Origin of the sequence: Leptospira koniambonensis (assembly GCF_004769555.1) — a bacterium.
In the GTDB taxonomy this organism is placed as follows: Bacteria; Spirochaetota; Leptospiria; order Leptospirales; family Leptospiraceae; genus Leptospira_B; species Leptospira_B koniambonensis.
Genome location: NZ_RQFY01000004.1, coordinates 1,556,713 through 1,582,096 on the forward strand (window position 1 = coordinate 1,556,713; position 25,384 = coordinate 1,582,096).

27 protein-coding genes are annotated in these 25,384 nt (G+C 38.5%); 8 read left to right on the forward strand and 19 right to left on the reverse strand.

The genetic code is table 11. The features are described 5' to 3' along the window. Window positions 1-19: 19 nt before the first annotated feature. From EHQ52_RS11360 to tpx, 6 genes are all read right to left on the reverse strand, one after another. Window positions 20-448 carry an acyl-CoA thioesterase gene (locus EHQ52_RS11360; protein ID WP_135615265.1) on the reverse strand — a complete coding sequence of 143 codons (429 nt, stop codon included), beginning with the start codon at window positions 446-448 and terminating at the stop codon, window positions 20-22. 104 nt (window positions 449-552) lie between these two features. Further along, on the reverse strand, window positions 553-978 hold the full coding sequence (locus EHQ52_RS11365) for a DUF3995 domain-containing protein (protein WP_135615266.1): 426 nt from the start codon (window positions 976-978) through the stop codon (window positions 553-555). A gap of 9 nt (window positions 979-987) precedes the next feature. Further along, window positions 988-1,707: a sterol desaturase family protein gene (locus EHQ52_RS11370; RefSeq protein WP_135615267.1), complete on the reverse strand. Its 720-nt coding sequence runs from the start codon at window positions 1,705-1,707 to the stop codon at window positions 988-990. Window positions 1,708-1,867: 160 nt separating this feature from the next. After that, on the reverse strand, window positions 1,868-2,692 hold the full coding sequence (locus tag EHQ52_RS11375) for a hypothetical protein (protein WP_244244839.1): 825 nt from the start codon (window positions 2,690-2,692) through the stop codon (window positions 1,868-1,870). Then, on the reverse strand, window positions 2,685-3,341 hold the full coding sequence (locus tag EHQ52_RS11380; protein WP_244244840.1) for an SGNH/GDSL hydrolase family protein: 657 nt from the start codon (window positions 3,339-3,341) through the stop codon (window positions 2,685-2,687). The genes EHQ52_RS11375 and EHQ52_RS11380 overlap by 8 nt, the downstream gene beginning before the upstream one ends. A gap of 31 nt (window positions 3,342-3,372) precedes the next feature. After that, window positions 3,373-3,888, reverse strand: a complete 516-nt coding sequence (tpx, locus tag EHQ52_RS11385) for a thiol peroxidase (protein ID WP_135615269.1) — start codon at window positions 3,886-3,888, stop codon at window positions 3,373-3,375. A 311-nt stretch (window positions 3,889-4,199) separates the two neighbouring features. Here tpx and ilvB point away from each other — a divergent pair, with 311 nt between their 5' ends. The 3 genes from ilvB (at window position 4,200) to EHQ52_RS11400 (ending at window position 8,142) form a co-directional block, all read left to right on the forward strand. Continuing rightward, entirely contained in the window at window positions 4,200-5,927 is a 1,728-nt protein-coding gene (ilvB, locus tag EHQ52_RS11390) for a biosynthetic-type acetolactate synthase large subunit (protein ID WP_135615270.1), read from the forward strand. A gap of 209 nt (window positions 5,928-6,136) precedes the next feature. Then, a complete protein-coding gene (locus EHQ52_RS11395; RefSeq protein WP_135615271.1) occupies window positions 6,137-7,555 on the forward strand; it encodes an anthranilate synthase component I family protein in 1,419 nt (472 codons plus the stop codon). Further along, window positions 7,552-8,142 (forward strand): anthranilate synthase component II, encoded by a 591-nt coding sequence (locus EHQ52_RS11400; protein ID WP_135615272.1) that lies wholly within the window; start codon window positions 7,552-7,554, stop codon window positions 8,140-8,142. The genes EHQ52_RS11395 and EHQ52_RS11400 overlap by 4 nt, the downstream gene beginning before the upstream one ends. A gap of 1 nt (window position 8,143) precedes the next feature. On the opposite strand, the gene EHQ52_RS11405 is transcribed toward EHQ52_RS11400, so the two are convergent. Both EHQ52_RS11405 and EHQ52_RS11410 read right to left on the reverse strand, forming a co-directional pair. Further along, on the reverse strand, window positions 8,144-9,847 hold the full coding sequence (locus EHQ52_RS11405) for a hybrid sensor histidine kinase/response regulator (protein WP_135615273.1): 1,704 nt from the start codon (window positions 9,845-9,847) through the stop codon (window positions 8,144-8,146). Between the two features lie 102 nt (window positions 9,848-9,949). Next, a complete protein-coding gene (locus EHQ52_RS11410) occupies window positions 9,950-10,420 on the reverse strand; it encodes an LIC13081 family protein (protein ID WP_135615274.1) in 471 nt (156 codons plus the stop codon). 75 nt (window positions 10,421-10,495) lie between these two features. Here EHQ52_RS11410 and EHQ52_RS11415 point away from each other — a divergent pair, with 75 nt between their 5' ends. Then, window positions 10,496-11,362: a pirin family protein gene (locus EHQ52_RS11415; protein WP_135615275.1), complete on the forward strand. Its 867-nt coding sequence runs from the start codon at window positions 10,496-10,498 to the stop codon at window positions 11,360-11,362. A gap of 10 nt (window positions 11,363-11,372) precedes the next feature. Continuing rightward, the gene (locus EHQ52_RS11420) at window positions 11,373-12,611 is read left to right on the forward strand and encodes a BaiN/RdsA family NAD(P)/FAD-dependent oxidoreductase (RefSeq protein ID WP_135615718.1); all 1,239 of its coding nucleotides are present in this window, start codon (window positions 11,373-11,375) and stop codon (window positions 12,609-12,611) included. Here EHQ52_RS11420 and EHQ52_RS11425 read toward each other — a convergent pair. The 7 genes from EHQ52_RS11425 to EHQ52_RS11455 all read right to left on the reverse strand — a co-directional run bounded on the left by EHQ52_RS11425 (window position 12,608) and on the right by EHQ52_RS11455 (window position 18,253). Next, window positions 12,608-12,949, reverse strand: coding sequence for a VOC family protein (locus EHQ52_RS11425; RefSeq protein WP_135615276.1), 342 nt, complete (start codon window positions 12,947-12,949; stop codon window positions 12,608-12,610). The genes EHQ52_RS11420 and EHQ52_RS11425 overlap by 4 nt on opposite strands. Then, window positions 12,946-13,227: a GNAT family N-acetyltransferase gene (locus EHQ52_RS11430; protein WP_135615277.1), complete on the reverse strand. Its 282-nt coding sequence runs from the start codon at window positions 13,225-13,227 to the stop codon at window positions 12,946-12,948. Before EHQ52_RS11430 ends, EHQ52_RS11425 begins: the two co-directional genes overlap by 4 nt. Window positions 13,228-13,291: 64 nt before the next feature. Continuing rightward, window positions 13,292-14,647 carry a sensor histidine kinase gene (locus EHQ52_RS11435; protein ID WP_135615278.1) on the reverse strand — a complete coding sequence of 452 codons (1,356 nt, stop codon included), beginning with the start codon at window positions 14,645-14,647 and terminating at the stop codon, window positions 13,292-13,294. A gap of 323 nt (window positions 14,648-14,970) precedes the next feature. Further along, window positions 14,971-15,408 (reverse strand): DoxX family protein, encoded by a 438-nt coding sequence (locus EHQ52_RS11440; RefSeq protein WP_135615279.1) that lies wholly within the window; start codon window positions 15,406-15,408, stop codon window positions 14,971-14,973. Window positions 15,409-15,511: 103 nt separating this feature from the next. Then, window positions 15,512-15,961, reverse strand: a complete 450-nt coding sequence (locus EHQ52_RS11445; RefSeq protein ID WP_135615280.1) for a MarR family winged helix-turn-helix transcriptional regulator — start codon at window positions 15,959-15,961, stop codon at window positions 15,512-15,514. Window positions 15,962-16,044: 83 nt separating this feature from the next. Next, entirely contained in the window at window positions 16,045-16,866 is an 822-nt protein-coding gene (locus EHQ52_RS11450; protein ID WP_135615281.1) for an aldo/keto reductase, read from the reverse strand. Between the two features lie 61 nt (window positions 16,867-16,927). Next, the gene (locus tag EHQ52_RS11455) at window positions 16,928-18,253 is read right to left on the reverse strand and encodes a hypothetical protein (protein ID WP_244244841.1); all 1,326 of its coding nucleotides are present in this window, start codon (window positions 18,251-18,253) and stop codon (window positions 16,928-16,930) included. Between the two features lie 53 nt (window positions 18,254-18,306). Between EHQ52_RS11455 and EHQ52_RS11460 the strand changes: the two genes are divergently transcribed. Beyond that, complete coding sequence (locus EHQ52_RS11460; protein WP_135615283.1) at window positions 18,307-18,900, forward strand: DUF6962 family protein; 594 nt, start codon at window positions 18,307-18,309, stop codon at window positions 18,898-18,900. A 42-nt stretch (window positions 18,901-18,942) separates the two neighbouring features. Here EHQ52_RS11460 and EHQ52_RS11465 read toward each other — a convergent pair whose 3' ends face one another. Continuing rightward, a complete protein-coding gene (locus EHQ52_RS11465) occupies window positions 18,943-19,830 on the reverse strand; it encodes an LIC_13029 family protein (RefSeq protein ID WP_135615284.1) in 888 nt (295 codons plus the stop codon). 137 nt (window positions 19,831-19,967) lie between these two features. Here EHQ52_RS11465 and EHQ52_RS11470 point away from each other — a divergent pair, with 137 nt between their 5' ends. Together EHQ52_RS11470 and EHQ52_RS11475 are read left to right on the forward strand one after the other, a co-directional pair. Beyond that, window positions 19,968-20,990 carry a DUF2804 domain-containing protein gene (locus EHQ52_RS11470; RefSeq protein ID WP_135615285.1) on the forward strand — a complete coding sequence of 341 codons (1,023 nt, stop codon included), beginning with the start codon at window positions 19,968-19,970 and terminating at the stop codon, window positions 20,988-20,990. Between the two features lie 9 nt (window positions 20,991-20,999). Continuing rightward, a complete protein-coding gene (locus EHQ52_RS11475; protein ID WP_135615286.1) occupies window positions 21,000-22,124 on the forward strand; it encodes an acyltransferase family protein in 1,125 nt (374 codons plus the stop codon). Here EHQ52_RS11475 and EHQ52_RS11480 read toward each other — a convergent pair. Genes EHQ52_RS11480 through EHQ52_RS11490 form a run of 3 tightly spaced genes read right to left on the reverse strand, consistent with a single transcriptional unit; the run spans window position 22,121 to window position 25,384 of the window. Further along, a complete protein-coding gene (locus EHQ52_RS11480) occupies window positions 22,121-22,489 on the reverse strand; it encodes a response regulator (protein WP_100710994.1) in 369 nt (122 codons plus the stop codon). The two genes, EHQ52_RS11475 and EHQ52_RS11480, sit on opposite strands and share 4 nt — an antisense overlap. A gap of 18 nt (window positions 22,490-22,507) precedes the next feature. Further along, window positions 22,508-23,554 carry a chemotaxis-specific protein-glutamate methyltransferase CheB gene (cheB, locus tag EHQ52_RS11485; RefSeq protein ID WP_135615287.1) on the reverse strand — a complete coding sequence of 349 codons (1,047 nt, stop codon included), beginning with the start codon at window positions 23,552-23,554 and terminating at the stop codon, window positions 22,508-22,510. 6 nt (window positions 23,555-23,560) lie between these two features. Then, the gene (locus tag EHQ52_RS11490) at window positions 23,561-25,384 is read right to left on the reverse strand and encodes a chemotaxis protein CheA (protein WP_135615288.1); all 1,824 of its coding nucleotides are present in this window, start codon (window positions 25,382-25,384) and stop codon (window positions 23,561-23,563) included.

Consider the following 25,384-nt stretch of genomic DNA (forward strand, 5'->3'; position numbering starts at 1 on the left):
AGGGCTTTTTTGTTGGCGCTTAGCGAGTGGGCTGCTCTAAAAGCCCTAATCCTTCCAGAAATTTGTCTGTATATTTCCATGGTCTTTTTTTGCCAAAATCAAACATGATACAATGAGAGATAGATTCGCAGGAAACTTTGCCGTCCGATTTTCGGATTAATTTTTGAAATACCTTGCATCTGGAACCTGAGATCTCGCCGAATTGAGTTTCGATTAAAGCAGTATCTGGATAACGAATTTCCGCCTTATAATCTGTTTCTCCTCTTAGGATCATCGGGCCTATGTTTTCAGATTTCATTTGAGAGAAGGAAAGGCCTGCTTCTTCCAGGGCGACCATTCGTCCTTCATGTAGGAATACTTGGAAGTTTCCAACATTCAAATGTCCATTCGGGTCGCATTGGCTCCAAAGAACTGGGATTTCGTAAAAGAATGATTTAGAGATTTGCATTTGCTTCTCCTGTTCTTCTAAGCTGAAAAGAGTAAAGATTTGGAAAAGGGAAAATTATTGTTTTATATCAAATTATTTATTGGTTGGAAAAACAAAGTATAGGATTAGAAACTTTTCCAACCTAAATAGAAATAGCAAGATCCTAAAATTACACAAACAGGAGAATAGAGCAGGTAATCGTATTTTGCGAATTTAGTATTTTTGATTTTTTTAAAGTATCCTACCAATCGAAAATCTCCAATGGCTCTTCCTAAAAAGATAAAAGATACTAATAAGGAGAAGATTGCACTTATTCTGTTTGGGTAAAAAATATTACCGGAAGACCATAGGGCAACTGTTCCGAATCCGAAAAGTGCAAGCGCAACAAGTAGAGTGAGTCCTTTGCTTGGAATGAATGTTGGTTTGCCATTTGTTTCTGGAATGACAGTAACTGATGTTAATTTTCCACCGAATGCCCAGTAGATATGTAATGCAGATAGGAAGAATAAAACTCCGCTCGTAAACAAACCGATAAATCTTTCTATCTGCATTTGGAACCTCTACCCTTTATGAACGTCCTGATATAAAAGCATGTCCAGCAATCTTTCTTCTTTTTCTGGATCAAAGCCGCAGGTATAATCGAATGTTTTAGGATTTTCGTACGTCCCAAAAAGCATATCCCACCAAACTATATCCCCGTAATTGTTTTTATGTCTTCCGTATTGGTGATGTATTCTGTGCATCTCCGGTCTTTGGAAAAAATACCCAACCCATCTTGGGGTTTTGATATTTGTATGATAAAAAAATTCTCCGATAGCGGTGCAGAAAGTATAAACTGCTCCTGCCTCATAGTTTAATCCTAAAATAACATAAATTAAGATACTTCCTATAATCGAATTAAGGATCATTTCTCCAGGATGTTTATAGAAGGAGGTGATTACTTCGAGTCTTTGGGGGCTATGATGGATTTGGTGAAATCCTGTCCAAAGAAAATCATATGTATGTCTCCATCTATGCCACCAATAAAAAATGAAAGTAGCGATAAAATAAGCAAATAGTCCACCCAGTGCTGGATTCAGAAATTTTGATATATGAAATATTGAATTTCCATAAAACCATTTTTCCCAAGTAAAGCCTGCTAATACCACTACCCCTAATTGGATAAAATTCACTAATATAACTCGGATCGGCCAAGTTTTTACTTTTGGAAGTTTCCAGCCAGGGATGATCCGTTCGATTGCTAGGCATATCCCAGCTATAATAAATATTTCTACCAACATAGTTTTTTACGTTATGTGCCTCTGATTTATTTTGAGGATAAGAACTTGGTCGGAAAAATCGGGTCCCGAAAAATATAGGAAATTTTTTTATGTGAGAGATCTAATTTTTAAAAAATGGAAGAGTAGAAATCGTCTAAGCAACTTCTTTCTATATCGAGAGTTAATCTCCGAAAAAATATAAGTATCCGACTTTAAATCCGCGATCTATATTCGAATCGGTTCTTGTTTGTAACATCAAAGAAAATGTTAGATATCCATTTTGGCTTGTTGGGTATTGCACTCCAGGTGCGATCACGAAATAATCTGAATATGGAGTAACTGTATTGGAGACTGTCGTTTTATGACTAAATTCCAAAAGCAAATTTGTTTTAGAGGATAGGCTATACGAAAAAGTTAGTCCCGTATATAAGAATCTTTTAAAGTCTTCTTCTGCGGTTTCTTTTCCAGAAGAATTGGTTTCAGATTCAAAATTTACAGTTCCCTGAATGGAGAATGCACCAAATCTTTTTAATCCTCCAAAATATGCTCGGAGTAAAAATAGATCTGGATTGATATCTGCTTCTCTGGGTTGAGAAACAGAAGGTCCTAAAAATTGGATCCCGCCTCCGAATGATGCAAAATCTGTTTTTATAAAATATTTTGCACCTACTGCCCATCTATCCCAACCGCTCCAAATTTTTCTGGTAGTGGAATAATGATCTACATATCCATAATTTGCTGTAACTGAAAATGAATCGGTAAGTTTCATTTCCCCGGAAACGGAGATCTTTCTATCTCTTTCGTAACCATCTTCTTGTCTAGGTGTTCTATCTGTGGCTGATCCGGCAACGTAAACTTTATTATATACTGCCAATTCCTGGTTCAGGTTTGGATGTACTGGTCTTTCTTCATTTCCTGGAGATGGTAATAATGGAATTATAAAAACTGAATATACGAAAACTAAGGCTATTAAACTTTTTCTTTTCATTTCGACTGCCTTATTCATTTAGATACAGTATCGGGAAAAATGGTTGTAGTCGTTCTCTAAGAGCTTTGGAGAGAATATAATATCCGTTTTTATTAGGATGATTTCCGTCTGTTAACATATCATCTTGGATCAATAATTCTGTATCTATTCTGGGAACAAATGTGATCCTTTCTTTCATTTCTGCAGTGATCATCGCTACCGCAAGTGTGGGCCAAGGAAATTTAATATTCCAAAGATTTAATGCAACTACATGCTCACATCTTATCAAAAGTATCTGTATACTTTGGATTTGCCTGTCTACTGTCGCATCTACCTGACTTTGTGTAGGGGAATAATTTAGCAGAAAATCGTTGATCCCTCCCTCATACAAACATGCATTATAACGATTTTTGTCATTCTGCACAGAGCTTAGGATTTTACTTGTATCAATCCCAGGAAAAGCAAACTTGATAGTATTAAAATCGGAAAGTTGTTCTTCTGCAGGCCAGGAAGCTACGATGCTGTCCCCGTACATTGCCAAAGAAGGTTTTGAAAGATAAGAGATTAATTTTTCAGGATCAGAAGAAGGATCTTTATCGCAGTTGGTAAGTGAAAATATTAAGAACAGAAGTAAGACAGGGTTTAAGTTTATAAATAACCTATTCCACTGTCCTTTTAACTTCTGCATGAATACATTCTTTTAAAAAAGAATGTTTCGTTTAAACTAATTTTTTAGCAGCTCCGATCGCAGCTTCATAGTTCGGCTCACTAGCGATCTCAGGAACTAATTCCACGTATTGAACAGTATCATTCTTATCTAAAACGAAAACTGCTCTTGCAGAAAGTCCTTGTAAACCTCCGTCCGCGATATGTGTTCCATATGCTTTGGAAAAGGAGAAGTCCCTGAATTGAGAAAGTGTGACTAAATTCGGAGAATCCAATCCTTCCATGGTGCAAAAACGATTCATTGCAAAAGGAAGATCTCCAGAGACAACCACTGTTACGATCCCATCTAACTTTGTTGCTTTTTCGTGGAACTTTTTAGTTTCCATCGCGCATACAGATGTATCTAAACTTGGGACTGAAACTAAGATTTTCACTTTTCCGTTATAATCTTTGAGAGACTTGGTGCTTAAGTCTTTTGCTGTTCCGTGAAAGTCTGGAGCCTTTGCACCTACTTCTAATAATTTTCCTTCTAGTTGAACTTGGTTACCTTTAAGAGTGACGCTTGCCATTTTTATTTCCTTGGGAAGGGATGATACGTCGTAAGCGGATTTGGGCAACGATAAAAAGTTCTTGCAAATTTTTATCAGTAAATCGTGAATATCTTAAGCGGTTTATCCGTCATTTTCTACGTAATGAATAAATTAGGTCTACAGTCTAACCAAACCCTTTGGGTCGTCCTCTGGATGGTGGTAGTGGTCACGCTACCCTGGTCGGCTTGTACGCCCTAAGGTTCTTTCGTAGGCAGCAATCTTCGAAAAGCCCCTCTCGGCGTAAAGCCGAGGGGGGCTTTTTTTATTTCTACACTATATTTGAGGCAAAAATGGAAACGATTACGGAAAAAAACAAGGCTTGGCTTAGAGAAGATAAGGTTCCACAGAACGGAGCCGAACTGATCGTTGCTTATTTAAAAAGAAGAAGGATCCATAATGTATATGGGATCCCTGGCGGCGCCAATTTACCGTTATACGATGCTCTTCATAATAGTGGAATTCGTCATATTCTAGCAAGACATGAACAGGGTGGTGGATTTATGGCTCAGGGAGAAGCCAGAGTCACTAAAAAGCCTGCTGTTTGTTTAGCTTCCTCCGGCCCTGGAGTTACAAATCTAATTACCGCAGTTGCGGATGCAAAATCAGATTCTATACCGTTAGTCGCAATTACAGGCCAAGTGCCTCTATCTCTAATTGGAACAGATGCTTTCCAAGAAATAGATACATACGGATTATCTTTACCTATTACTAAAAAAACTTATTTAGTTCGTTCCGTATCAGAACTCATTCGAGTTTTGCCGGAAGCATTTCAAATTGCAGAAGGACCAAGACCTGGTCCTGTTTGGATAGATGTTCCAAAAGACATACAAGCTTCTCCTATTTCACTTTCTATGACTCAGATAGAATCTATTTGGAGTTCTCAGGAAGAAACAAATTCGCCTAAGATCTTTATATCGGAAGCAGATAAACTTAGATTTTATTCTCTATTAGAAAATTCTAAAAAACCAGTTTTGTATATAGGTGGAGGAGTAAAAGGATCTGGTGCGGAAGATCTGATCCTTCAATTGGCAGAAGCGCAAGATATTCCTGTAGTTTGTACATTGATGGGTTTGGATTCTTTTTCACAAACTCACAAGTTATCTTTGGGGATGCTTGGAATGCACGGGGCTCCCTATACAAATCGGCTATTGTTTGAGTCTGATCTTCTTTTAGCATTCGGAGTTCGTTTTGATGATAGGGCCACGGGGAAATTAGAAACATTCTGTCCGAATGCAAAAGTGATCCATGTGGACATCGATTATAAGGAAATCGGAAAATTAAGAAGACCAGATTTCGGGTTCTGTTCCGATCTAAAATATTTCTTGGAGAATATGGGAGAATTTCCAATTCATAAAAGAGAAGAATGGAGAGAACAGATCCGTTCTTATAAAGAATTGTATCCTTTAAATTCCGTTACTGCGACTCAAGGCTTTTCTCCTCAGGACATTATTTTGTCTGTTGCTAAATTTTTAGGGCCGAACGCGAAGATCAGCACTGATGTTGGACAACACCAGATGTGGGTGGCTCAATATTATCCATTCCAGAAAAGCGGGACTTTTTTGACTTCTGGAGGACTAGGCACTATGGGTTTTGGTTTGCCTGCGGCGATCGGAGCTTCTCTTGCGGATCCAAATTCTAAGATTGTTTGTTTTTCTGGAGACGGATCTATTTTGATGAATATCCAAGAATTGGATACTTTGAGCGAGTTACAATCGGATCTTAAAATTATAATATTCGATAATCGGAATCTTGGATTAGTTCGCCAACAGCAAAATTTATTCTACGGAAGTAGGTATAATGGAAGTGCTTATCCTTCTCATTCTAAGTTCTCTAAGATCGCAAATGCTTTCGGAATTTCCAGTTTAGATCTGGGAGAAGAAGGAAAAAGTTTAGAAGATCTGGAAAGTTTTCTAAAAGAGAAGGGCCCAGGATTGATCGTTGTTCCGATAGATCAGGATCTTCAAGTTCTTCCAATGGTTCCTCCTGGAAAAAGTAATTTGGAGATGCTCTTAGGTTGAAAAACTCCGTCTACAGACGGTTCTCTTTTCAAAATAACTTCTCGGCCGAAGTTTCGGTCGAGGAGTTCGGGACTTCTTCGTTCATTTTCGCTCCTTCTATCCTGTCTTCAATTTTCTCTTGGTGGCCCTCCCGGGCCTGATCATACCTACATATTCCTTTTTTATAATGTATACCCGAATCTATTTGGTTCGAAATTAAGGAGACTAGTATGTCCATAGAGATACAAAATATCAGAAAAGAAGCAAATGCACTTTTCCCAAGACCAATCGTCCGATCTTTCCCATTAAAGGAAGAAGGTTTATTGGAATATTTCCAAAAGCTAATGGAGGAAGCTGAGGTCGCGGTCCTATTCGAAAGTTTAGGACCTGAATCGGATAATTCCAGATATAGTTTTATCTCGGGCTTTCCAAAGAGAGTATTTAAGGCAAAGGGAGATAAATTAAAATGTGACGGAAAAGAAATTGGGAGAGGAAATCCATACCAATTATTCTCCGAAATTTTTCCTCCTAGAAAATCATTCTTAGAATATACGGAGGCAGGGGGAGGAGGCCTTTATGGTTATCTTTCCTACGAGGCCGCAAATGATATGGAGCCGAGTCTTCTTTTGAAAGAACATCCTAAATTTCCTAAGTTCTGTTTTGCTTGGATGGAAGATGGTATCCTCTTAGATAGAAGAACAGGTGAGTCTAAGTATTTTCATTATGGAACAGATCGTTATTCTTTGTTCGAGGAAATTTATAAAAAGAAAAATCCCGATAAAGGAAAATACAAATCTATCGATTTAGGTTTTTCTAAAACAAAAGAAGAACATAGATCCATGGTACATGAAGTTTTAGAAGAGATCCGAAAAGGAAATACATTCCAATGCCAGGTCGGATTTAGAAAAACTTTCTTAGTGGGAGAAGATGAGAATGCTATAACCAGAAGAAGAGGAGATTTCGAATTATATAGATCAGTTCGGAAAATAAATCCGTCTCCTTTTATGTTCTTTATGAGCTTTCCTGGAGAAGTTCATCTAGGAGCAAGTCCTGAACTTCTATTTAGATTAAAGGACGGACTCGCTGAAAGTTTTCCATTAGCAGGAACAATCCGAAGAGGAACAAGCGAAGAAGAAGATCAAAAATTTGCACTTCAACTTCTGTCCGACCCGAAAGAGATCGCAGAACATAATATGCTTGTGGATTTGCATCGAAACGATCTGGGAAGAGTTTCCAAATTTGGAACTGTAAAGGTTAGAGATTCTTTTGCTCTCAAAAGATTCAGTCATGTGCAACATCTATCTACTGAAGTTTCAGGAATATTAAGAGCAGGTCAGGATATGTTTTCTGGGTTAGCTTCTTCTTTCCCGACTGGAACCTTAAGTGGTGCCCCTAAGATTGAATCCATGAAAATCATCCATAGAATAGAAAATGATCCGAGGGGACCTTATGGAGGAGCTGTAGGAAGATTTGGCTTTGATGGAAATTGTTCCTTCTGTATTCCGATCCGAAGTTATTTCAGAAAGGAAGAAGAGGCGATGGTCCGCGCCTCCGGAGGGATCGTTATGGATTCAGATCCGGATGCAGAATACCAAGAGATTGGTCATAAATTAGGAGCGATCTTAAAAGCGATGGAGGCAGCTCAATGAAAGTGTTATTAGTAGATCACCATGATTCATTCTCTTATAATCTATTCCAACTTTTAGGAGAAATATTGGAAGAAGAGTTTCCATATAGATTTAGATTAGATGTGATCCGACAGAATGAAACGGATATTTCTAAAGTTTTGAAAGAGAAATACGATAGAATTGTTCTTTCTCCTGGTCCTGGAACTCCAGAAAACCCTGAATATTTCGGCTGTTCAATGGAGATCCTAAAACAATTAGGAGGAGAAGTTCCAATCCTAGGAGTTTGTCTTGGAATGCAAGGTATGGCCCATTTTGCTGGAGCGAATATTATAAAAGCAGAATATCCTATGCATGGGAAGATCTCTGAGATCAAAACTGACAAAAAAGGAGTATTTGAAGATCTTCCTTCTGACTTAAAAGTGATGAGATATCATTCTTTGATAGTGGACGAAAATACGCTCGGAATAGAATGGGAAAGAACTGCATATGCAGGTTCAGAACTTATGGGAATTCGTAATCAGGAAAAAAGAATGGAAGGTGTTCAATTTCATCCAGAGTCATTTGCGACTGAAGGTGGGAGGAAAATGCTTTCTAATTTTCTAATATAGATCAGGAGGCCAAGGAGGAAGGGGGAGCTTTTAAAAATTCTTGGATCCTTTCTCCCAAATCTTCTATCCGGAAAGGTTTTCCCAAATAATCGTCCATGCCAGCTTCTGCGCAGGCTCTTCTGTCTTCGCTGCTGTCATGGGCGGTAACGGCGATGATCCAAGGAATTTTTCTAGTACTAGGTTTCTTTTTTAAGATCCTTGAAACTTCAAGTCCACTCAACTCTGGCATTTGAATGTCTAAAAGAAGAAGATCCACACCATTCTCCTCCCAAAATGCCAAGGCGTCGATCCCGTTAGAAACGACAGAACAACTTAATCCTAATTTTTCTAACATCTTTTGGATTAATCTTTGATTCACTTGATTGTCTTCTGCCACAAGGATTTTTAGATCTCCATGTTCAGAGAAATCGAAATTGATACGATTTTTAGATTCGGCAATTTTAACTTTTTCTGCAGGGTTTGCTTTAGGAAGAGTCATTTCCAAAACAAATTTAGAACCTTTTCCTGACTCACTTTCCGCAGATATATTCCAATCCAATGCTTCGCAGACTCGTCTGCAGATAGAAAGACCTAAACCTGTCCCACCATATTTTCTAGAAATAGATAGATCAGTCTGAGAGAATGCTTCGAATAAAGTTGGGATCCGATTTGCGTCTATCCCGATACCTGTGTCTTTTACACTCAGAGAAAGAGTAATATCTGTTTCAGTCTCTTGCTTTAACTCCAACTCTACAGTGACTCCACCTTTTTCTGTGAATTTCAACGCGTTAGAAACCAAATTAGAAAGGATTTGTCTGACACGGATCGAATCAGATTTTACGTCGATACTTTCTCTCGCAGGAGGAAGAATTGTTTTAAATGCTAATCCTTTTTTGAATGCTTTATCAGATGCTTCTTCTGCATATCTTTCCAAAAGAGAGATTAGATCGAATTCTTTAAAACTAAAATGTAATGAGCCTGATTCTGCTTTGCTAAAATCGATCACATCGTTGATCAAACGGATCAGATGTTCAGAACTTTCAGTTAATGAATCCAGATATTCCTTTTGAAGGTCTGGATTGTTTGTTTGGTGTAATAGATCCACCATTCCTAGGATACCATGCACTGGAGTCCTAAGTTCATGGTTCATATTAATAAAGAATTGTTCTTTAGCTTTTTGTAATTCTAATGCTACAGATTGTAACTGGATCAATGCCTGAGATTTAGCATCTAGCTCCATAAAAGAAACTACAGATGTTGCTAGTGCCTCTAAGGCTTGTATCTCTGCTTCTGACAATTTTTTAGGCTTGGTATCTATTACGCAAAGAGTCCCAAGAATATATCCATCGGGAGTGCGTAACGGGGCGCCTGCATAAAATCTAATATTCGGATCATTCAATACGAGAGGATTTTGACTAAATCTAGGGTCTTCTAGAGCATTCTCCACTACGAAAGTCTTATTTTCGGAAACTGCAAATTGGCAAAATGAGATTTGTTTAGGAGTTTCAGTTGCATTTAGTCCCATTCTGGCTTTAAACCATTGCCTTTCTGAATCGATTAGAGAAACAAGCGCAATCGGTGTCCCACAAATTAGGGAGGCAGCTTTTATGATCCCGTCGTATTTTTCTTCAGGAGGTGTGTCAAGGATCCTATAACGTTTTAATGCTTGTACCCTTTCTTCTTCATTATCGGGTAGGGGAGCGACGCTATAGGGAAGGTTTTCCATAATGAAATGTGATATTATTTAAGACTAAAAAATAATGCGGCATATACTCCTTTTTGAAAGCAAAAACACAAGGATTTAACTTATTAGAGATTATTTTAAGGATCAATCATGGATGACCTGAAAATTACGAATTCCTAAGGTTTTGCCTTGAGAAAGGATCTCTTGCAATTTTCGGATGTCTTTTCTTGTGTTTTCGAACGCCTTCGAGAAGATCCAGGACCGGAAAACTTTAGAAAATCCAGATAATTCCATCTGACTTGTAAAAAGGATTTTAGTATCAGTATCTGAACCTTTAGGGTCAGGATAAAAGGAGAAGGTCTCAGTCTGATCTGAAAATCTACTCTTGATCCGTATCACCAATCTACTCGGATACTTGGATTCTAAAATTTGGTATTCGAACTTACATGCGAAAAACCAAAACTTAGTTTTCACTTGAAAACTAGGAGTACTTTCATTTTTCTTAAAGGAGAGAATATTCCCCGACCAGTCAGGCAAACGTTCGAAATTAGAAACGTAATCGAACGCTCTGCTCAAAGAGATCGGCACAGTAAAAGCAATAGTAGTCGTCGCCATGGAAACTTCTCTCTTTCTTTAAAAAGAATTCCCTTAGGATCCTTTTTCGAGTCCAATGTAATATAGAGAGGAAATATGGGTTTTAGACGAATAACCGGAACAAGAATCGCCGAAAAAACTATGGAGGGTGGTGGATTTCCAGTCCGCAGACCATTCCCAGTTCCGCAATTTTCATATTGGGACCCGTTTTTACTTTTGGATGAAATGGGACCTGTCAATTACGAACCAGGCAAAGCAATAGGTGCTCCAGATCATCCTCATAGAGGTTTCGAGACCGTTACGTATCTTCTATCTGGCGAAATGGAACATAGAGATTCCTGGGGACATGCAGGGAAATTAAAAGAAGGTGGTATCCAATGGATGACTGCAGGTGCAGGCCTTGTGCATTCAGAACTTCCTTCCGCTGATTTTCAGTCCAGAGGTGGAAGAATGCATGGATTCCAAATCTGGGTCAATCTCCCAAGGGATAAAAAACTTATTTCCCCGAATTACCAGGAAATGGATTCATCTGAGCTTCCAGTGGCAGAAAAAGACGGAGTTTGGGCCAAGGTAATTGCAGGAGATCTTTGGGGAACCAATGCGATCATCCAAACTCAAACACCAATTGTATTTTTCCATTTGAAACTTTCTCCAGGTTCTTATGCAGAAGTGCCTGTGCCTAAAGATTATAATATTTTAGCGTATCCATTCGTTGGCGCAGGTACTGTAATTGATGCAGATGCCGAACACGACCTTGTAGAAGGTGAGACAGTATTTTATCAAGGCGGAGAAGGTAGTATAGGCCTTCGTGCTCCTGAAAATTTTGCATGGGAAGTTTTGATTTTAGGAGGACAACCTCTGAACGAACCTGTGGCACGTTATGGCCCTTTCGTGATGAGCACTCCTCAAGAAATACAGCAGGCATTTGAGGATTATTCTGCAGGAAAAATGGGGACAATATAATTCCTCATTCATGGAAGAAGTCCAAACCAAAAAATTAGCAGTGATCGGCGGCGGTGCCGCCGGTTTTTTCGGAGCCATCCAAACTAGAATTCTTTCAGAAGGAAGAATATCAGTTCAGCTATACGAAAAATCTCCCAATGTATTGTCCAAAGTAAAAATTTCAGGAGGAGGAAGATGTAATGTTACTCATTCCTGTTTTGATCCGGAAGAATTATCCAAACGTTATCCAAGAGGGGAGAAGGAACTCAAAAGAGCTTTCGAGATATTCCAGCCTAAGGATACGATCCGTTTTTTTGAGAGTAGGGGCGTAAAATTAAAAGCGGAACAAGACGGGAGAATGTTCCCAATCACTGATAATTCCGAAACCATCATCAACTGCTTATTAGAAGAAGCCAAAAAATCAGGAGTAAAGATCCAAACTAAAATTTCTATATTAGGAATTTATAAAAATGAGGACTCCGATCAAAAAAGATTCAGGATACAAACGGAAGAGGGAGAAGAATACTTCGATTCAGTTTTGGTAGCAAGTGGCTCCTCTCGAAAGGTTTGGGGATGGTTGGAAAATATGGGTCATTCTATAGAATCTCCAGTTCCTTCTTTATTTACATTCGAGATCTCAGATCCGTTGTTAGACGGATTTCAGGGACTTACAGTCTCGGACGTAGAAATTATATTCAAAAATTCTAAACTAAAACAAAGAGGCCCCATTCTTTTTACACATTGGGGTTTAAGTGGCCCCGCAGTCTTAAAACTATCCGCCTGGGCTGCTCGAGAACTATTCGATTCAGATTATAAGGCAGAATTGCTTATAGATTGGATTCCTGATCTTCCTAGACAAAACCTAAGAGAAATATTTTTAGAAAAGAAGAAGGATAGTCCTTCTAAAAAACCGGGAAGTCGTTCCGAATTCGACCTTCCTTCCAGATTTTGGGAAAGAGTTTGGGAGAAGTCCTGCGGTCCTGAAAAAAGATGGTCCGAAATTTCTTCCAAAGAATTTCACCAAGCGGAAGAAATCTTAAAACGAACTGTTCTGAAAGTTACGGGCAAGGGAGTTTTTAAAGATGAATTCGTAACCTGCGGAGGAGTTCGTCGTAAGGAAGTGGATTTTTCTAAAATGGAAAGTAGGTTTCATCCAGGACTTTATTTTGCGGGAGAAGTTTTGGATATAGATGGGATCACAGGCGGATTCAATTTCCAAAACGCTTGGACCACTTCTTATATTGCTGCAAAAGCTTTGGCCGCAACTTAATCCCAGGGTTCTGGATAAGAACTAAATCCTAAACGATTTCCATCCGGGTCCTTAAAATATTTTGTGTAATCTGTCTTCTCTATAAAAGAATTCGCAAATAAGGAATCTATCTTTTCTCTTTCTTCTTTTTTTGGAGCGGAGAAGATGAGTGCGTGAGGTGCCTTAGGATCTTCTTCTTTTTCTATCATGATCCGAGTGGACCCTGCTAAAAACCAAGAAGATCTGAGCTTACCGTTCTCGTAAAAATGATCCTTTTCGAAAGATAGACCTGGGATAGTTATATAAAATTTTTTTAATGTTTCTGGATCTTGTGTGGAAATCGCTATATGATGGATCATTCCATAATCACCAGATCGGAATATTCAGGATGTCTTTTTAGATAGGTTTGAACAAAAGAACAATTCGGGATGATCTTTTTAGTTTCTGCTCTTGCTGCTTTGAGAGCGGCTTCTGCGAGTTGGGAGGCGATCCCTTTTCCTCTGAAATCGGTCGGAACAAAGGTATGATAAAGATCCCAAACATGGGCGCCAATCTCTCTATAAACTAAATGAGCTTCTCTTCCGTCTTGTATGATCAGGAATTTTTTGCCGGCAATATCATGTTGAACTGAATCCATTTTGCCCTCTGTTAATTCGACTCTCTTTGGAAAAGTTTAGTAAAGCCGAATCAATGTAAATCGATTAAGTTTTAAAAATCAAACAAACGGAAGTTCCGCCTACGTTTTTCAGATCTAACTCCGCCTTAAGTTGACTGCATAATGAACGAATGATCATTAGGCCCAAAGAAGAGTCTTGGTCCTGTTTTTTGGAAGAAGTTTGTCCAAACCATTCTTGGATGGAAGGCATTCCTACGCCGTCGTCTCTGACTGTAAGATGGACCTTAGTATCTTTTACTTTTAACTGAACAAAAATATTTCCTTTTGCTTCGCTTGGGAATGCATGTTTAAGAGAGTTTGAGATCAGCTCTGTTACAATTAGTCCGCAAGGGATCGCCTTCTCCATAGAAAGTTTAACAGGATCCATATCCGCTTCGAAACCGATCCTATTTCCGGATGGGAAATAAGAAGTGACTAAATGCCTTAAAAGGGACTCCAAATATGTTTTCATATCCACACTCGCAAATTTATCCTGCTTGTATAAATGATCGTGGATCATAGCCATCGCGGTGATCCTATTCTGAGCCTTAGATAAAATTTCAGAAGTAGTGGACTCACTTGAATACATGTTTTGTAAGTTCAACATTCCGGAAACGATCTGCAGATTATTTTTAACCCTATGGTGGATCTCGTGCAGAAGTACTTCCTTCTCTCTTAAATTTTCTTCTAAGGTCCTTTCGATCTCTATTCTCGCCGCGATCTCTTTTTCCAAAGTACGTTTGGATCTATATATATGAGCTTTTCTTAATCTAAGATTGGTAAGATATTCGTGCCTTCTCTGCACACTTTCCTGCAAACCTCTCATAAGGATAGTAAGTGGAACACATACGATCGTATTAGCGATCAGAAAGTTCAGGCCTACCACATATAATCTTTCAGGAGCCATTGCCCAAGGAAGGCTCATATAAAATTGAGCCTTAGATGCTATGAACACTGCGATCATATTTGCCAAAAGTCCAAAAAGAGAAGGGGTGAGGCCGAATAATACTCCCGCAAGAACTGGAAAAGGAAATAACCAGAGTAATCCTCCTCCTTCTGGGCCCACGAATACCAAAAGCGAAAGCCCTAAACAATAATTCATTGTTAGGATCAATGTGGCCTTGATTGAAAAATTTATTTTTTTAACAAGTAGAAGTAGATAAACAAGCCCTAATGAAAATGAATCTATCCATAAAACTTCAGTTTTGCCTTCTGTCCATGCAAGGTAAACACTCGGAAAGTATACTATGGTTCCGAGTATTGTCATCGTAAATAAGATAGAAGTTAAAATGAGTTCTCTCCAAAAGGAAAGCCCGGAAGAGATCGGAGCTTTTGGAGTTAAATATCCTTGGATAGATTTGAAAATCCGATCAAGTGGGCCGGATTTTTTTCCTTTTTCCATAGTTGTTATCAATAGACTACTGGAATCTATCAAAACAATAATACTCTAGTTCGAATAAAAAGCCGCAGGGAATTTTAATTGTTTCTATTTTCATAATGAATTATGTAAGATCATGTTTTCTCTTCTCCAAGTAATAGCCTGAAATAGATTGAACACTAAATACTTGTGATTAGTTTTTTGTTTTTTCAGAAATCCGGATTGTTTTTTAAAACAATTTTTCGTCGTGAAACTTGCACGTTATTCGAAAGATCGTACTATTCTTTAGATAAAAAAAAGAGGTCCGAAGACCTCTTTGAAGTTGGTAGTTAGGTATAATGGTACACTTAGTTTTTGGAGATCGCTCCATCCGCAGAGAATTTTCCTCCGCCTTTGATCACCAATGCTAAGGAGATTGCTACCATCAATAGATGGAATTCGAATCCTTCTCCCTTTTGGCTTCCCGCCCAGTTCATAAAGAAACCATGTTCTGCATGAGGAAGTATAGCGACTGTCATTGCTACTGCGATCCCTGCTGCAGCTACTCTTGTAAGAAGACCTGAAAGTAATCCGATCGGTCCCAAAAATTCTGCGATGAATAAAAGTATTACTAAGAAACCTGGAAAGCCTGCGCCGGTTAGGAATGCATAAGTTCCGGAGAATCCGTATCCACCGTACCAGCCTAGTACCTTTTGTGCTCCATGTGGGAACATCACAACCGCGAGTGTTACCCTTAGAATTAGGGATGTTATATCCGAATCTGTTTTTAAAATTTTTTGAATCATGATTACCTCCTGAATGATTCGTGTATATATAGTCTATTGGTTAATAGTTTATTGTTAAAGTAATGGGCCGAAAAATCCAAAAAACATAGATCCCTCCTTCATATTATGCGGATTTGAGTCCGACAGTCTTACAGATCTGTCCTAAATTTTTGAGTTCTTCGTCGCTGAGGCAGGACATCTTGCCCTTCAACTGCTCCAAATAATCAGGGAAAGAAGTTCCGATAAGTTCCTTTCCTTTGTCGGTAAGATTAATGATAAAATAACGTCTGTCTTCTTCACTTCTGACTCTGAGTACTAGACTTCTTTTTTCTAAATTGTCTACGATCTGTGTGATATTACCTTCGCAGGAAAATATTTTTTGACCGATCTCTTTTTGGCACATTGGGCCCAGATGGTAGAGAGTCTCTAGGCATCCGAATTGGCCACTAGTCAGATTATATTGGTTCAGGAATTTCTCCTCCATTGTGCGGATGGAATCTGCACAGCGGCTTAATTTGATGTAGGCATCAAGCACCTTTACATCTCTGGACTTTCCTTTATAATGAGTGGCCATAATACTTTAAGATTGAACTATTAATGTATAGACATCCCGAAAAGAAAAAAGTCAACAAAAAAAGAAGCTAAACCCAAGTCTATTTATGCCCCAGTTGGGTCCCAGCAGGTCCGGAAGTTCTCGTTCCAGGTTTCCATTTCCTGTAGATCTGGCTCGCTTAGTTTGAAATCGAATACTTGGGAATTCTCCAAGATCCTTTCTTTTTTAACTGATTTAGGGATAACCACTAATCCTTTGTCGATTGCCCAACGGATCAAAACTTGAGCTGGAGTTTTTCCGTATTTGGCCGCAAGAGAAGCGAGTTTTGGATCTGAAATTTTTTGGCCATGGGCGAGGGGACTATAAGCTTCCAGAACTATATTATTCTTTTTGCAGGTGTTTAAAAGTTCGTTTTGGTTTAAGAATGGATGGTATTCCACTTGGTTCACAGTAGGAACAATTTCTGCGTACCCGAATAATTCCTGCAAGTGAGGGATTGTATAATTGCTTACTCCGATTGCACGGACCAAACCTTCTTTATATACTTTTTCTAATTCTTTCCAGGCATTCTTTCTGGTTCCAGATACAGGAAAATGAATGAGATAAAGATCAATTGTATCTAAGCCTAAGGCAGATAGTGATTCATCCAAATACTTACGTGGATTTTTTTGATCGCTATTCCATAGTTTAGTAGTGATGAATAATTCTTTTCTGGGTATCCCACTCTTTTTGATGGCTTCCCCCACATCGGATTCATTACCATAAATTTTAGCAGTGTCAATATGTCTGTATCCGAATTCTAATGCGTTTAAAACTGAATCTATACATTCTTTTCCGGATCTTGTTTTCCAAACTCCCAGACCGAAGACTGGCATCTCTACTCCGTTATTAAGTTGTACAGATTGGTTTAAGACTAAATTTTGCATACTTGCTCTTAGACTCCTTTTGTTTAGTTTGGATCCATTCTTCTTTCGAAATGACTCAGTTTTATTTTTTGGTAGAAGAAGCCAAATTAGAGAATGTCAGGGACTCTTCCCTGAGTCCCAAAACAGATTCCAATACATTCTCCGCATACACTAGATCACTATATCCAGGACCTTTGGGTAGCCAGGAGGCTAATGTGATAATTCCTAATAGCTCTGCATCTCCTGGAAGTTGTTTTGCAGAAAGATTAACTCCTTGGATATTATATAAAAAGTCCAAGAATGTTCTTTGTTTTAAGCCATTAGAAGATTTTAATGCGATGCAAAGTATTTGATTGTCCTGCTCCATTCGTATCGTACGAACGTTTCGGATAGAAGAGAGAGGGAACCTTCTTTCTTTATATAATAAGCTGCTTAAGATAGGGATCCTGGTAGAATAACGAAGTTTTAATTCGAGCGAATTTGCAATAACCTCTGTCTTTTTGAATAAGATAAAGACAGTCATCAGAGTGGTAATTCCTAAAAAGAAAACAGAAAAAGGAATGATGAAGATTAGAAAAATCAGATTTTCAAAATTCCCAAAGAAAGAATTTACAACAGTGAACCATGCTCCATAAAATAAAGCTGGAACAAGCAATGTGATAAAGGTTTTTCCTATAGATTTAGGTTCTATGATCTCTATCTTAGTTCCTTGGTCTTTGGATTCTGTTTTAACCCATACAGAAGGTTCTATCTTTTTAGGATCTTGATTATGAGGGATATCTTTTGATTCTGGATTTGTGATCCTTAGATCCGATCTATCCAAAACAGGCAGCGGAAGTTTTGATTTGAAAAATTCTAATCCTTGTTTGAGAGAATTTCCATCTCTAAAAGTTTCTAGTAAAATACAACTTCCATCTCTGTATACCAAGTATAGGTCCCAATATTTCCAAGTGCTGTTTGTATTGATACTACTCCCGGTAGAAGAAGATCTTTCCGCCCTGAATAAGATCATATAAGAAATGAATTCAGAAAGAGAAAGTTCTACATCAGACTTGCCTGTTTCCCTCAAAGAAAGTAGAGAAGTATTTGTTTGGATCTCTATCGTTTTAACTATATGAGAAGCTTTTCTATAATTTCTCATCGTTATGATAAAAATGGTAACGAGTGAAATGCAGAAAAAAAATCCGAAACCAGGAAATATCTTTTCTTCTCCAGTTAAGAGCATTACTCCGAAAAATAAGGAAGCAATACTTCCGAAAACGCCAAATGCCAAGATGCCAATTATAAATGTACATCCACCAGAATATGGGTTTTTAGTTTCTTTACGAATGTTCGCAGATTCAGAGATCCAAGGATCCAAACTCATAATTAAAAGTCCTGAGAATAGAGAAGACTCTAGGAAAATCAATTTTAAAATGAATCCTTCTTGCATTTTGATTTGGATCGGATTCTTTGTTCGTCATGCAAATTAGTACTGCTATTTCTGATTTAGTATTGGCGATCTTCGCCGTATGGTCCAGTCTTTCCGTCCAGTCTTCCTCTAAAGGAAACGTTTCTAAAAAAGGAGGAGCCTACGGTCTTTTTTTGATCGGGCTCGGTGCTCTTCTTGGAGTGATTTTCTTTTTAGGTGGAGATTGGATCAGCCCAATTTATAGACCTATCGTGCATGTTGCAGGTGTGGTTGGAGTTCCTTGGATCGGGCTCGCATTTTTTAATGCAGGTTTCGGAAAGGTAGATGGAAAAACTTGGAATCTTCTTAGCTTAATCCTTCTGGTTTTAGCTATATTAAGTTATCTTTATCCTTTCGGTTTATACTCTACAGTGATCGGTGCGATTGCATTAGTTGCTGTTTTAGTAGTATGTATCCAAAAATACAAAGGCTCTCATAAGACTGCTGCTTTGTACGGGATTGCAGGAGCTTTACTTTTCATTCTATCTGGACTTGTAATCGGAACTGTAGGAACGATTGCGGGACTTCCTAGAGTGGATATATTCCATTATGGACTCGCCGCAGCATCTTACTGCTTAGGATATTCTTTAAAAAGGATTGGATAATTCTATAAGACGCCGTGGTTTATACTGCGGTGTCTTCTTCTCTTACGCAGGGATCTGTTCTGATACCTGGGTCACCCAAGACGAATAATAGTTGGATAGAGTTCTAAGGAACATAAGATCCATATCATTCTCCGTTCCAATAGCGCGTAATGCGTTTGCATACTGTGTCCTAAAGTCAGTCAGAGGAGCGGTTTCTTGGATATAATTTCGCATAGACTGAGCTTGCTCCGGGCCAAAACCGTATTCAGTAGACCATTTATCGATCAGGGTCCCACAATTATACTTTCTGGAAAGAAGGATCTGGGCTAGGATATTTCGGAACATATTCTCGATAGAAACGATTGTAATTTCTCTATGATTGATCGAGATCTCAGTGATGATATCGTCCTTCTTATCGATTACTGCTTTTGAAGTTCCCATCTTATTAAAAAATTTGGAAAGATCATTATAAGCTCTAAAATGTTTTAAGATAAGTTCTCTATCTTTTACATCCACTGTTCTTTGGTCCTCAGGATGACTCATCTCTTGAAGGATAGACTCAATCACCTGAAACATGATATCGAATGTGAACTGAGTGGATTTACCCAAAAAATATCTGATTTCGTTTTGGAATGCTGCATGAACAGATGCGAAGAAAGTTTCTAACTTTTCAGGATTCAGTACGGTAGAAGTTTTGAAAACTGAGATCATATCCCGAACGAATTTGGCTCTGTCTAGGATTGGAAATTGTTCCGGATGATTAGAATGGGTGCGTATAAAAGTCTCTTTGACTACTTTTACCGAACCTCCCCGAACTTCTTCGCTTCGAAATAATACTCGATAGAGAAGAACTGAGATCTCTCGGGAAGTTTTTTTATCTTTCAGAGTTTTTAAGTCAGAAGCTTCGAGATTTTCTCTACTTCCTGCAGGCTTGCTCTGGATTTCTCCCATGAATGGTTATGCCGATATTCCCGAACGAATGTTAGGTCGATCTTGGTATGAAAAAGTTAATTGTAAAGCAGATTTGGTTGATGAGGTAGAAATCCCATTGATTTTTCAACTAAGCGTTCGAAAATCGAGCGAAATCTATGCAAAAAATTATCGGACCCGAAAATCAAGTACACTATGGAGTTTGGGATGGTCCGATCGAATTCAATCATCACGATTTTACTCTTCTGGATTTTTTTGGAAAGGAGATCAAAGGACTTAAAAAGAAGTTCGCGTTCCATTCTTTCAATTATCTAGGGATCATGATGGAAGACTGCTTGGTCGGGATTGCGGCCGTAAGTCTTGGATATGCGTATAACGTGTTTGCTTATCTGTATAAATTCGATCAGGGCAAGGTCTACGAATTCGATGTAAAGGGGCCCGACTTAGGTCTTGCTTTAAAATTCCCTGCGAACCCGGATGAATATGAGATCTCCTTTAAAAAGGGAAAGTCCTTCCTGAATATCCGCAAGTCTCACTCCGAAGGTAAACTTTTACTTGATGCAAACTTTGGAAATAAATTGGAGATCTCCGGAGAATTTCCATATTCTCTTCTCACTCATAACCCTCTTAGAGTCTTAAATCCTTCCGAGCCAAGTCGTTGGACATTCACTGAAAAATGTTCTCCTCTAATTCCTGATCGTATCAGTGTAAAATACGAGAAGAAGGAACTCGTCCGAGATCCTTCCAGAACCACTATGGTCTATGATTGGTCCGGTGGTTATTTAAGAAGGGAGACAAATTGGTACTGGGCAGCTTTCTCTTCTGTCCTTCCTGATAGAACAAAAATAGGGGCTAATTTTGCAGCTCTAGTAAACGAAAGTTTTTTTCCGGAGAATGCTTACTGGATCGATTCTGAAAGACAAAGGGTCAGTAGATGTATATTCGATTTTTCTCATAAAGATCCTTATAAACCTTGGAGACTTTGGGACGAAGAAGGACGTATTCGTTTAGAATTCGAACCAAAGGGAGAAAGAAGAGAAAAGGTAAATCTGATCTGGACCAAATTGTATTTTAGACAATTTGTAGGAAAATTTTCAGGAAGTTTTAGACCAGAAAAGGGAAGAGAAGTCCAGATCAAAGATGTCTGGGGTTTCACAGAATTCCACAGATCTCTTTGGTAGTATCAAAACTTGAAATCTGAAAATCCAATTCGTATCTTATCCATAGATCTTTTGAGAGGACTGACTGTTGCAGGTATGATCCTGGTAAATAATCCGGGTACCTGGTCCAATATGTACTGGCCTCTTAAACATGCAAAATGGGATGGATGTACTCCGACCGACTTGGTATTTCCTTTTTTTCTTTTTGTGGTAGGTGCCTCTATTCCTTATTCTATTTCCAATGGAATACAAGAATTTCCTAAAATACTAAAACGCGCTGCTATTCTGATCTTTTTAGGATTATTTTTGAATTTTTTCGGAGAGTGGAGTTTTTCCAATCTCAGATTTCCTGGAGTTCTGCAAAGAATAGGATTCGTTTACTTTTTCGGAGCAATTTTATACAAAGAGAAAAATCTAAAATTCAGGATCCTTCTATTTATAACCTTACTGATCTCTTATTGGTATTTGCAGGAATTTGTTCCTCCTCCCGGAGCTTTAGAACCAAGCATGAAAGAAGGAAAAGATTGGGGAGCCTGGTTAGACAGAGAAGTTTTCGGCCAAGCGCATTTATGGAGATTTGGTAAGGTCTGGGATCCAGAAGGACTTTTGACTTCTTTTACTTCTATAGGGTCTGTGTTTTGCGGGATTTTTGCGGGAGAATTTATAAAAGATTTTTTGGAGAAGAGGGAGTCTATTCTTTCCATTTCAGGTAAGATCGCGTTAGGCGCTTTTGTGGTGTTGTTTGTTGGCGGAGTTTGGGGAATTTATTATCCGATCAATAAAAGTTTATGGACCGGGACTTATTCTCTTTGGACTGCTGGCTGGGCCTTACTTGTTATTTCCTTGTTTTTAATTTTAGAAAAGTTTGATAGATTTGAGTTCAAAGCTTTACAAAGTTTTCTGCTTCCTTTTGGAAAGAATGCTTTGCTTGTATTTTTTGGCTCGGGGATTTTTGCCAGAAGTTTAAATATAATCATGGTCTCTTCTCCGGAAGGAAAAAAGATCCCTTTGAAAAATCTGATCTATCTAGAATATTATAAAAGCTGGATAGATTCTCCGGAGTTGAGTTCCTTTTTGTATTCTATAACTGTGTTGGCTCTATGGTTTTTGATCCTTTTCTTTTTAGATAAAAAAAGACTCTACTGGAAAATTTAAGAACCGATCAGATGTTTTACAGCTGCGAGAAGGTCCTCGTCGTTAAAAGGTTTGATCATCCATCCTTTTGCTCCAGCATCCTTTCCTTGTGATTTCATAGCGTCGCTGGATTCAGTAGTTAGGATCAGTATTTTCATACTTTTTCCTTTTTCAGTTCTTAAAACTTCTTTAGTGAGTTCTATTCCTGTCCTGCCTGGCATATTTACGTCGAAGATGCCGATATCAAAAGGACCTTCCGATTCAATTTTAGTAAGTGCTTCGTCAGGGCCGGCGGCCTTGCATACGGAATAACCTTCTTCCGTAAGAGTGAAATCTAAAAGTTTTAAAACCGTGGGAGCGTCGTCTACGCATAATATCTTTGTCATTTTCTACCTTACCTTTGATTAATTATAACTGTTCGCTGTTCCAAAACATAGTTCTGAAATTTTTTCTGGAATATTATCTAGAGAGATCTGTTCCTTTACCGCACCCATCTCGTATGCTTCTCTAGGCATTCCGTATACTACCGATGTAGATTCGTCTTGACCGAATGTCATTGCACCTTTTTCAGAAAGTGCCTTTAGTCCTTTTGCTCCGTCTTTTCCCATTCCTGTGAGAAGGAAGGCCGCGCAAAAAGAAGCCAAAGGAGATTTTGAGATTGAGTGGAATAATACATCTACAGAAGGCCTATGCCCTGTGACCTTCTCCTTTTTATGTATTCGAATATTATAATATGGAGGATCACCAAGCTCCATATGATGATCTCCTCTTGCTACATACACATTACCTTTTGCAATACTTTGGCCTTCTTGTGCTTCTTGGATCTTTAGGGGAGAAACGGAATCCAATCTTTCTGCAAACATTCCTGTGAAATATTCAGGCATATGTTGCACAATCAAAATAGGAGGAAGCTCGCCAGCAAGATTTCTGAGTAAATATTCAATCGCTTGTGTGCCACCTGTAGAAGCTCCAATCGCGATCAATTTGATCTTAGAGACTGTAGAACTGCTCTGAGTTTTTGTTTGAGAAGTTTTTTGATTTCGATTTAGAACATCGGAAACATTTGTTTTAGCGCATGCTCGGATCTTATTTTTAAGTTCCAGCATCATTCTCAGGAAATCTTCTTCACTTCCGTCTGCTTTTTGAACGTAGTCTAAAGCCCCCGCTTGCAAGGAGTCTAATGTTACCTTCGCGCCTGCTTCTGTAAAAGAGCTTAGCATGATAACTGGGATCGGGAATTTAGGCATCAGCCATTGTAGGAATTCAATCCCACTGATATCTGGCATCTCTACATCTAAGGTGATCACATCCGGTTTTGCTTTTAGAATTTCTTTCATTGCTTCAGTTGCAGTAGAAGATCCAACAACTGTGAATCTAGGGTCCTCTTGCAATTGGGATGCAATTATTTCACGGACAATCCGGTTATCGTCTATGATGTACACACTTATCATTCTAACTTAGGCCAATTTTTCCAAACTTAGATTTGAGTTTTCGCCGGTGGATGTAGCAGCATTAGTCCCGTGGAATTTTTCGAATAGGAATTTAGTGTCCAGGATCAAACTGACTCTTCCATTACCTAAGATGGTAAATCCATTCACACCTTGTGCTTTCTGGATGGAAGAGGAGAGTGGTTTGATTACAATATTTTGATTTCCTAATACTTCGTCCACGAGTATCCCCAAAAATCTGTCCTCATTTTCCAGAATGATCAAAACAGGATTTTTACTTTTGTATTCCAGCTTTTCCCTGAGACCGAGTAGATCATTGATCCGTATCACAGGTATATAGATCCCTCTTAAGTCCAAGACCTCTTGGTCCTTATAAGGATGGATCAATTTCTGGTCTTTTAGACTCACCAATTCACTGATTTCTATCGTAGGAAGAGTGAGATAAGTTCCGCCAACTTCAAAAACGGTTCCTTCAATAATCCCTAAAGTAAGTGGAATTCTTAAAATGAAAGTGGTACCTTCTCCTTTTTTCGAACGCACCTCTACTTTACCGTTCAACTTTTTGATATTTTGCAGAACGATATCCATGCCGACACCTCTACCTGAAATATCAGTCAGCTTTTCTGCAGTGGAAAATCCAGGAGTGAATATGAGTTGGAAAACTTCCTTATCACTCATCTCATCCGGATTTCCTTTTAGGATTCCTTTTTCTCTGGCTTTATTGATGATCTTATCTCGGTCGAGTCCTCTTCCGTCATCCGCTACTAGGATCCAAACTTCATTTGCTGATTGTCTTGCTTGTAAGCGGATAACTCCTTTGTCTTTTTTGCCGAGTTCTGCTCTTTCTTCAGGAGTTTCTAAACCATGATCAATAGAATTTCTTAATAAATGGATAATCGGATCTTGTATGATCTCAACTACAGATTTATCAACTTCTGTATCTTCTCCACCAATTTTGAAATCTAATCTTTTCTGAGAACGTTTTTGTAAGTCTCTTACCAACCGATTCATTTTTTGGAAGGTAGAAGATAGAGGCACCATTCGCATGGATAATGTAACTTCTTGTAGATCTCTTACGATCTTATGAAGATGTCTTGCTGCAGACCGGAAACCCTCTAATCTTAATCCTTCTAATTCAGGATGATGGATTACGTTAGACTCTGCTATTACTAATTCTCCCATAAAGTCCATGAGTTGATCCAGTTTATCCGTAGTAATACGGATATCTTTCTTCTTCTCTATAACTTGGGCTTCTTGTATAACTGGGTTAGCTTCTGAAGAAGGAGTCAGAATTTTTTCTAGGGTTGCAGGTTTAGTCTCTTCTTCGAAAAATCCAAACCCTTTAGGGGCAGAAGGTGCCGGAGCCGCTTCTTCAAAGAATCCAAATTTGTTCTCTGGAGCTTTTTTTTCTTTTTCAGAACCTTTGGAAATTCGATCCAATTGTTCTTTCAGTTTATTTCGAATGATATCGGTTTCTTGTTCGAAACCTGAATCAGTTCTTTCTTCTTCCACCCGATCGAATATTCTTCGGAGTAGATCCAGAGTTTCCATCAAATCATCACTGAAATCGAACTCAGTAACTTTATCTTGATTTCTTAATATATCTAGAAGTGTTTCACCCAGATGAGTGATTTTCACAACTGTTTCTAATTTCAATAGACCAGAAGAACCTTTGAGAGTATGGAAAAAGCGGAAAGCTTTGTTTAAAGTTTCCGGATTCCCTTGTCCTAAAGTTTCAATCTCTTCTTCTAATGCTAAAAGAGAAGTTTCTGCAGAATCGATCAGGTCTCGGGCTTCCGAAACGAATTCCGAAAGAAGATGTTCTCGATCCAT